Origin of the sequence: Romboutsia weinsteinii, from assembly GCF_002250835.2 — a bacterium.
Taxonomy (GTDB): Bacteria; Bacillota; Clostridia; order Peptostreptococcales; family Peptostreptococcaceae; genus Romboutsia_A; species Romboutsia_A weinsteinii.
This window is the reverse complement of sequence record NZ_NOJY02000078.1, coordinates 1-9,499: the sequence shown is the minus strand read 5'-3', so window position 1 is coordinate 9,499 and position 9,499 is coordinate 1. Positions and strand designations below refer to the sequence as shown.

10 protein-coding genes are annotated in these 9,499 nt (G+C 32.0%); all 10 read left to right on the top strand.

Annotated features, from left to right (window positions below; all coding sequences use genetic code 11):
• The first annotated feature begins 230 nt into the window (after nucleotides 1-230).
• On the top strand, nucleotides 231-983 hold the full coding sequence (locus CHL78_RS18540; RefSeq protein ID WP_094368739.1) for an energy-coupling factor ABC transporter permease: 753 nt from the start codon (nucleotides 231-233) through the stop codon (nucleotides 981-983).
• Nucleotides 955-1,239: an energy-coupling factor ABC transporter substrate-binding protein gene (locus CHL78_RS18535; protein WP_094368738.1), complete on the top strand. Its 285-nt coding sequence runs from the start codon at nucleotides 955-957 to the stop codon at nucleotides 1,237-1,239. The genes CHL78_RS18540 and CHL78_RS18535 overlap by 29 nt, the downstream gene beginning before the upstream one ends.
• 2 nt (nucleotides 1,240-1,241) lie before the next feature.
• Complete coding sequence (gene cbiQ / locus CHL78_RS18530) at nucleotides 1,242-1,934, top strand: cobalt ECF transporter T component CbiQ (protein WP_094368737.1); 693 nt, start codon at nucleotides 1,242-1,244, stop codon at nucleotides 1,932-1,934.
• Nucleotides 1,934-2,782, top strand: coding sequence for an energy-coupling factor ABC transporter ATP-binding protein (locus CHL78_RS18525; RefSeq protein WP_199534119.1), 849 nt, complete (start codon nucleotides 1,934-1,936; stop codon nucleotides 2,780-2,782). Before cbiQ ends, CHL78_RS18525 begins: the two co-directional genes overlap by 1 nt.
• Before the next feature lie 189 nt (nucleotides 2,783-2,971).
• Nucleotides 2,972-4,600 carry an ABC transporter substrate-binding protein gene (locus CHL78_RS18520; RefSeq protein ID WP_116041685.1) on the top strand — a complete coding sequence of 543 codons (1,629 nt, stop codon included), beginning with the start codon at nucleotides 2,972-2,974 and terminating at the stop codon, nucleotides 4,598-4,600.
• 84 nt (nucleotides 4,601-4,684) lie between these two features.
• Nucleotides 4,685-5,677 carry an ABC transporter permease gene (locus CHL78_RS18515; RefSeq protein ID WP_094368286.1) on the top strand — a complete coding sequence of 331 codons (993 nt, stop codon included), beginning with the start codon at nucleotides 4,685-4,687 and terminating at the stop codon, nucleotides 5,675-5,677.
• Entirely contained in the window at nucleotides 5,677-6,546 is an 870-nt protein-coding gene (locus CHL78_RS18510) for an ABC transporter permease (protein ID WP_094368287.1), read from the top strand. The genes CHL78_RS18515 and CHL78_RS18510 overlap by 1 nt, the downstream gene beginning before the upstream one ends.
• A gap of 9 nt (nucleotides 6,547-6,555) precedes the next feature.
• Nucleotides 6,556-7,491 (top strand): ABC transporter ATP-binding protein, encoded by a 936-nt coding sequence (locus CHL78_RS18505; protein ID WP_094368288.1) that lies wholly within the window; start codon nucleotides 6,556-6,558, stop codon nucleotides 7,489-7,491.
• Complete coding sequence (locus CHL78_RS18500) at nucleotides 7,481-8,107, top strand: ABC transporter ATP-binding protein (protein WP_094368289.1); 627 nt, start codon at nucleotides 7,481-7,483, stop codon at nucleotides 8,105-8,107. Before CHL78_RS18505 ends, CHL78_RS18500 begins: the two co-directional genes overlap by 11 nt.
• 253 nt (nucleotides 8,108-8,360) lie before the next feature.
• A partial coding sequence (locus tag CHL78_RS18495; RefSeq protein WP_147295852.1) for an ATP-dependent helicase occupies nucleotides 8,361-9,499 on the top strand: 1,139 nt, incomplete at its 3' end.

The following is a 9,499-nucleotide window of genomic DNA, read 5'->3' as shown; positions in this document are numbered from 1 at the left end:
TGAAGCTAAGTCAGGAGACCTGCCTATAAATATTTAAGTAATTTCTTCGGGGAGGGAGAAAGATTCTTCAAAATGAATATTATGAAAATAATATCTGCTAATTGATGGTCTAATCTCTGATTAGGCCTTTTTATATACGACACCGTCTCTCTTTGATATTAATTATTTATATGTATATAAAGAAATAATAAAAATACATAGTTAGTATGTAGAAGAAAGGGAGAAAGGCAATGAAAAAATTTAAGCAATGGAAATTAGGTCTAGTAGCAGCTCTTATGCTAATAGTCCTAAATCCAGCAATATCAAATGCAATGCATATAATGGAAGGGTATTTACCTATAGAATGGTCTATTATATGGAGCGTTATATTTATACCATTTTTCTTAGTTGGTTTAAAATCTATCAACAAAATAGTAAAAGAAAATCCTAAGAAAAAAGTTTTATTAGCATTATGTGGAGCTTTTGTATTTGTACTATCAGCTCTAAAGATACCTTCAGTTACAGGAAGTTGTTCGCATCCAACAGGAGTAGGATTAGGAGCAATAATGTTTGGACCGAGCGTTATGGTTGTATTAGGCACGATAGTTCTTTTATTCCAGGCTATACTACTAGCTCATGGTGGATTAACAACTTTGGGAGCAAATGCATTTTCAATGGCTATAGTTGGACCTATAGTATCATTTTTAATATTTAAATTACTTAAAAAGAAAAATATAAATAGGAGATGGACAGTATTTCTTGCAGCATCTCTGGGAGATTTAGCTACATATACAATTACTGCGCTACAATTAGCTATAGCTTTCCCATCATCAACTGGTGGAGTAGCAGCATCTGCAGCTCAATTCCTAGGAATATTCTTTATGACTCAAATACCTATAGCAATAGCAGAAGGTTTATTGACTACTATAATCTATGATTTAGTAACTAAAAATGAAGAGGAGGGGGTACTTGGAGATGAGCACAAATACGAAATCAGCAAATAAAACAAATTGGTTATTACTCTTATTGACTGTGGCAATAGCTATTATACCATTGGTGATAAATTCAGGCGCTGAATATGGAGGAGCAGATGGAGAAGCGGAGTCAGCAATTACAGAAATAAATCCATCTTATGAACCATGGTTTAACAGCTTCTATGAACCACCAAGTGGAGAAATAGAAAGTTTATTATTCTCAATTCAGGCAGCATTAGGTGCAGGAGTTATAGGATACTACTTAGGGAGTAGAAAGAAGAGATAAATATGATAGAAATTGATAAGTACGCTTATACCAATGAATTAAGAGATATGAATCCTAATATAAAAGTTAGCATAGGGGCAGCAATTTTGCTGCTTTCTATGCTAATTTCAAATATTATACTATCTATTGGTACTGTATTGTTAATGAGTGTAATAATAGTATTTATAGCTAAAATAGATCTGAAGAGTTACATAAAGCTGCTAAAAATACCGATAACTTTTATACTATTAAGCATAATTGTAACTCTTATAAATATAAGTAAAGATCCAAAATTATTAATTTATAGTGTAAATATAGGCAACTTATATATTGGAGTGTCAGATCAATCAATAAATACGTGCATACATATAATAGGAAGATCAATGTCATGCTTAACTTGTGTATATTTTATTATACTGACAACTCCATTTAACCAATTAATATTTATATTTAAAAAGTTACATATATCAGATACAGTAATTGAGCTATCAATGCTAATATACAGGTTTATATTTATATTTATGGAAGAAGTTGCTGATATTAGACAATCTCAAGAATTAAGATTTGGATATATAAATTTAAAAACCTCATATAAATCACTGGGACTTCTAGTTAATCTATTGTATAAGAGAATGATGATACGATATGAAGAAATGTGTATATCCTTAGATGTAAAATTATATGATGGGACATTTTACATAGTAGGTGATGAATAATGTTTAAAATAAGTAATCTAACATACCAATATGAAAAAAACAAATTAGCTCTAAACAACATAAATATGGACTTTTCTAAGGGGAATGTAATAGGAGTAATAGGTTCTAATGGGTCAGGTAAATCTACATTATTTATGAATCTTATGGGTATTTTAAAACCAACCTCGGGAGAAATATTATTTGATGAAAAAAAGATAAAACATGATAAAAAAAGTTTATATAATTTAAGGAAGGATGTAGGGATAGTTTTTCAAGACCCTGAAAAACAAATATTTTATTCTATGGTATACGATGATATAGCTTTTGCACTAAGAAATATCGGTATAAATGAAGAAACCATAAAAGAGAGAATACATGAAGCCCTAGAGGCTGTTAATGGAATCGACTTTATAAATAGGCCTATACACTTTTTAAGTTATGGTCAGAAAAAAAGAGTAGCAATAGCATCAGTAATAGCTATGAAAAATAAAATAGTACTATTAGATGAGCCTACAGCAGGGTTAGATCCAATCAGTACTAGACTTATTATTGATATAATCAAAAAACTAAGTAAAAATAATGTTAAAGTAATAATTTCAAGCCATGATATGAATTTAATATATGATATCTGTGATTATACATATATATTAAATAAAGGAAATATAGTAGAAGAAGGTTTAACTGAAGAAGTATTTATTAATGAAGATAAGATTATAGATGCTGGTTTAGAGCTACCTTGGTTAGTAAAAGTATGTAAAAATATGAACTTTCCTATATTCAAAAATGAGAGAGATTTATATAAATATTGGAATGAAAAAATAGAAAATGTAGAATTTATTCGAAAAAAGTCGATTGAAAAAGTGACATGATGATTGATAATTTGTTGACACTGTGTAAAAAAATGGATACTATTAAGATGTAAATAATATTAAATGCTATGAAAGCGATAATGCATGGCCATGAAGGTCTTTATGTATATAAGAGTTTGTATATTCTTATATGCTTAAAGGCCTTTTTTGGCATTTAAAACTAGCTTTACAAGGGGGATAATAGGGGTTATGAAACTAAAGAAGCATTTATCAGTAATGGTTACAATTGCTCTAACAGCAGGTATTTTAGCAGGATGTGCAAATACAGGTGGAGAAGCTGGGTCTGGAGATCAAAAACAAGGGAATGATAGAAAATCTAGTAATGAACTTATAGCAGCAGTAACTTATGAGCCAGAAGAAGGTTTTGATGCTACAGAAAGTGGCCATGGTGATATGACTAGGGTATTTTTCAGCACACTATTCCAAAGAAATAAAGAATTAGGAATGGAAAATGATTTAGCTGAAAGCTATGAAGTATCAGAAGATAGGTTAACATGGACTGTAAAACTAAGACAAGATGCTAAATTTACAGATGGAGAAAATTTAACAGCAGAGGATGTTGTTTATACATATGAAATAGCTAAAGATAGTGGTTCTTCTATAGATTTAACTATGCTAGATAGTGTAAAACAAGTAGATGAATATACAGTAGAGTTTAAGCTTACTCATCCACAATCTACATTTATAGAAAAATTAGCTAGAGTGGGTATAGTACCTAAGCATGCACATAAAGAAGGATTCTCAGATAATCCAATAGGATCAGGTCCATATAAGTTTGTACAATGGGATAAAGGTCAACAAGTTATAGCAGAAGCGAATGAAGATTACTACGGGGACGTTCCTTCTATAAAGAAACTAACAATGGTATTTATGGACGATGATGCAGCTTATGCAGCAGTAAAAGCAGGAGAAGTAGACATAGCATCTATACCTGGATCTTTTGCTAAAGAAGAAGTACCTGGTAAAAAGCTTTTAGAATTAGACAGTATAGAGACTTATGGAGTAGCTTACGCAACTGAAAAACCTGGAAAAACTACCTCTGATGGACACCCAATAGGTAATGCAGTAACTAGTGATATAGCAATAAGAAAAGCTATGACATATGCTATGGATAGAGAAGAGTTAGTTGAAGGAATATTAGAAGGATATGGAGCACCGTCAACGACAGGTCTGGAAAAAATGCCTTGGTTAAATGAAGAGACCATAATAAAACCAGAAGAAGATGGCAATTTAGAAGAAGCTAAAAAAATATTAGAAGAAGCTGGATGGAAAGATACTAACAATGATGGAACAATTGATAAAGGCGGTGTCGAGGCAGAATTCAGTTTATTATATACAGATGGAAAGTACAGACAGGAGCTTGGATTAGCTTATGTGGAAGTTGCAAAACAGCTTGGAATAAAGGTTAATCTAGAAGCTAAAACTTGGGATACAATAATACCAGAAATAAACTCTCAACCTGTACTTTATGGATTTGGATCAGGAGATCCATCTGAAATCTACAACTTATACAGTAGTAAAACTTTAGGAGTAGGAGTTCCTTGGAACAACTCAGGATATTATCAAAATCCAAAGGTTGATGAATACATAGATAAGGCATTACAAAGTGAAGATGAAGATGCAGCTTTAGAGTACTGGAAGAAAGCTCAATGGGATGGAAGCGCGGGATTCTCTCCTAAAGGAGACTGTGCATATACTTGGTTTGTAAATGCAGGACATCTATATCTAGCAGATGAAAGTTTAGATATAGGAACACCAGTTGTTCAACCTCATGGAGGTAGAGCATTATACAATATAACTGAATGGAAGTGGAAATAAGGATATTTCACAACAGTAAGGACATTCTCAAGTAGAATGTCCTGTTGTGATAATTTAACTAATTTAGACAAAGGGGAAATTCATATGAAGGATAAAAATGGAATTGGATTATTCATATTAAAAAAGCTGTTTAAACTAGCAACCCTTCTCGTAGCACTATGTATTGTAACATTTATCTTAATGGAAAAATCTCCTTTAGATCCAATACAAGCATATGTAGGTGCAGATTTAACAGTTACTCAAGAACAAAGAGATAATATAGCAGAGCATTGGGGATTAAATAAACCTCCAGCAGAAAAGTTTATGTCATGGTTTGGTTCAATTGCAAAAGGAGATTTAGGTACCTCTATGATTTATAGGAGACCTGTAGTAGATGTAATAGGCGAAAGATTTATGGCATCATTAGCTCTGATGTTAGTAGCATGGGTAATATCAGGAGTATTAGGATTTGTTTTAGGAATTATATCGGGTGCAAATGAAGGAAAAGTTGTAGATAAATGTATTCGGGGGTATTGCTATGTACTAATATCAACACCTACATTTTGGTTAGGTATATTACTTATTATTATATTCTCTGTAAAATTAAAATTATTCCCAACTGGCTTAGGAGTACCTATGGGAGTACTTTCAGATCAAGTAACTATAGGCAGTTTGATAAAGCATCTTGTATTACCAGCGTTGACTCTAAGTATATTAGGGGTTGCAAATATTTGCTTACATACTAGAGAAAAAGTTATAGAAATACTATCAAGTGATTATATATTATTTGCAAAAGCTCGTGGAGAAAGTAAAAAAAGTATAGTTTATAATCATGTTATTAAAAATGTAGCTATGCCAGCGATAACACTACAATTTTTATCTTTTAGTGAGCTTTTTGCAGGTACAGTTTTCGCAGAGCAAGTATTTTCTTATCCAGGCCTTGGTCAGGCGACAGTTCAAGCTGGTCTTAAAGGTGATTTACCTCTATTAATGGGAATAGTGATAATAAGTTTAATATTTGTATATACAGGAAATTTAATAGCAGATATTTTATATAGAGTCATAGACCCAAGAGTAAAAGGGGGGGATAAAGCATAATGAGTCAATTACAAAAAGCATATCAAGCTTCTAATAAAATACCACAAAAAAGATTTGGTATCAGGGAGAAGACTTTATTAGCTATCGGTATATTTACACTATTCTTAGGCGGAATAATAATATTTGGAAATACAATAACTCCAGAACATATCAAAATAAACCTTACTGAAAAAAATCTAGCTCCAAGTATAAGTCATTTGTTTGGGACAGATTGGGTTGGTAGAGATATGTTTTATAGAACAATGAAGGGATTAAGTTTAAGTATGCAGGTTGGTATATTAGCATCAGTTCTAAGTGGTATTATAGCTCTTATACTAGGTCTAATGGGGGCAACTCTTGGTAAGAGAGTGGATGCATTTATAACATGGGGGATAGATTTAGTATTATCAGTACCTCATGCACTAATAATAATACTTATATCTATATCTGTAGGTGGAGGATTTAAAGGGATTGTAGCGGGAGTTGCTCTTACGCACTGGCCATCGCTTACAAGAATAATAAGAGCAGAGGTTATGCAAATTAGAGAATCTGATTACACTAAGATATCAAAAAACTTTGGTAAATCGAATTTTTATATAGCGGTAAAACACATATTACCACATATAGTACCTCAATTACTTATAGGGATAGTTTTAATATTCCCTCATGCAGTACTTCATGAAGCTTCAATTACATTCTTAGGATTTGGTTTACCACCACATGAACCAGCTATAGGAATAATACTATCAGAAGCTATGAAATATTTAAATAGTGGTAGATGGTGGCTTGCATTTTTCCCAGGTTTAAGTTTAGTGTTAGTATCACTAATGGTTGACAACATTGGTAAGCAAGTTAGTAAATTAATAAATCCAAAAACAGCTTATAAATAGGAGGGAATTATGAAAAAGGAACCTATATTATCAGTTAAAGATTTAGGTGTTTCTTTTTCTCAATATACAAAGGGATTAAGAAGAAGAGACTTAAAGGTAATAACAAATCTTGATGTAGATTTATATGAGGGAGAAATATTAGCAGTAGTAGGATCTAGCGGTTCTGGTAAAAGTTTATTAGCGCATGCTATACTTGGGATTTTACCAGACAATTCATCTACTGAAGGAACTATAACTTATAATGGAAAAGCATTAGATCAAAGAGTAAAAGAGAAACTTAGAGGAGATGAAATAGCCTTTATACCTCAATCTGTAAATTTCTTAGATCCCTTAATGCAAGTATCAAAACAAGTAAAAATTTGTATAGATGATAAGCAAGAAGCAGATAAGCGTCAAAGAAAAATATTTAATAAATACGGTCTAAATAAAAAAGTAGATAGTTTGTACCCATTTGAATTATCTGGAGGTATGGCTAGAAAAGTACTGTTATCAACTGCTTTAGTATCTGATTGTAAGGTTATTATTGCAGATGAACCTACTCCTGGATTAGATGAAAAATCCCTTAATGAAGTATTAGACGATTTTAGAAATGTAGCTAATAGTGGTTGTGCAGTACTAATGATAACTCACGACATAGAATCAGCACTTAAAATAGCTGATAAAATAGCTGTATTTTATGCTGGTACTACATTAGAGGTAGCTAGCGCAAGTGACTTTATGGATGATGGCAAAAAACTTAGACATCCATATTCTAAGGCACTTTACAATGCACTTCCTCAAAATGGGTTCAAGCCAATAAAAGGATCTCAGCCGATGCCAAATGAGCTACCTAAAGGATGTTTATTCCAAGATAGATGTGAAAAAGTAAGTGAAAAGTGCAGAGAAACAAGACCTGATTCAAAATTTGTTAGAGATGGGATGGTGAGATGCTTATATGCAACTTAGAGCACAAAATATTAATTTTAAATATAGAAGTGACAGATATATATTAAAAGATATAGATTTTTCTATAGAAAGTGGAGAGATAGTAGGCTTAGTTGCTCCGAGTGGATTTGGTAAAACAACTCTAGCTAAAATACTAGCAGGTTATGAAAAGCCTGAAAGTGGAAGTGTTGAAATAGAAGGACTTACAAAATCAAAAAATAGATATAGTCCAATACAGTTAATTTTTCAACATCCTGAAAAGTCTGTAAATCCTAAATGGAAGATGAGTAAGATATTAAATGAAGCTTTTGAACCATCTAAAGAGTTATTAGATGATATGGGTATAAAAGATGAATGGTTAAATAGATGGCCAAGTGAATTATCAGGAGGAGAATTACAAAGGTTTTGTGTACTAAGGGCACTTTCAAGCGAAACAAAATTTTTAATTGCAGATGAGATGACTACTATGTTGGATGCCATTACGCAGGCTCAGATATGGGGAGTAGTTTTAGAACATGTTAAAAAACATAATATAGGGCTTATAGTTATAAGTCATGAAAAAGCTTTGGTGGATAGAATCTGTCATAGAATAGTAGACCTTAGTGAATTTGAAGAATTAAAACAAGATATCGTATAACATAGTAGGTAGGAGTTAAGTGCTCCTACCTATTTTATATTGAGCAGCGGGATGTGAGCTTGCGTAGAAGACGTAAGTGCCTAGCATGGGTATGGTGACATGAGCGAATCGAATTTTTTATAGAAATATCCAATATAGATTTTAAATTTATGATATATTGGTAAAAATTTATATATTGGTATTTGAAGGATTTGAACAAAAGTGTAAATTAGATTAAAATAGATTTATAGGACTGATAAGTAGGAGGAAAAAGATGAATTTAGATACATTAAATCCTGCTCAGAGAGAAGCGGTAGAAAATACAGAAGGACCGGTATTAATATTAGCAGGAGCAGGATCAGGAAAGACTAGAGTTTTAACAACAAGGATTGCACATCTTATGGAAGACAAAGGTGTTGCGGCTATCAATATATTAGCAATAACATTTACAAACAAGGCAGCAATGGAAATGAGAGAAAGAGTAGAAGAAACAATGGAAGGAACAGACACTAAAGATATGTGGATAAGTACCTTCCACTCTTGCTGCGTACGTATACTTAGAAAAGATATAAATAGAATAGGTTACAATAGAAGCTTCGTTATATATGATAGTGCGGATCAAGTCACATTAGTTAAAGATTGCTTAAAGGAATTAAACTTAAGTGATAAAGTATTTGAACCAAAGTCAATAATAAGTGCTATATCAGGTGCTAAGGATAAGTTATATAGCCCAAAACAATTTAAAGCTATACATCAAAGTGATAATAGAATGAGTAAGATTGCTGATGTTTATGCACTATATCAAGATCGTTTAAAAAGAAATAGTGCATTAGACTTTGATGATTTAATTTACAAGACAGTTGAATTATTTAAAGAAGAGCCAGAAGTATTAGATTACTATAGAAGTAGATTCAAATATATAATGGTTGATGAGTATCAAGATACTAGTAAAGCTCAATATGAGTTAATAAAATTATTAGCAAGAGAGCACCAAAATATATGTGTCGTTGGAGATGATGACCAAAGTATATATGGGTGGAGAGGCGCTGATATAAGAAATATACTTGAGTTTGAGAAGGATTATGATGACGTTCATGTGGTAAAGCTAGAGCAAAATTATAGATCGACTCAGATAATACTAGATGCAGCCAACACTGTTATATCTAATAATATAGAAAGAAAAAGAAAGAAGCTTTGGAGTGAGAAAAAAGAAGGCGAGCTTATAAAGATACAAATAGCTGATGATGAAATGGATGAGGCAGAATTTATATCAGATATGATAGCAAAAATATCAAGAGAACAGAAGAGGTCTTATAAAGATTTTGCAATTCTTTACAGAGCCAATGCTCAAGCGCGTCCTATAGAAGATGCTTTAAATAGAAGCCAAACACCATACAACATTTATGGTGGTAC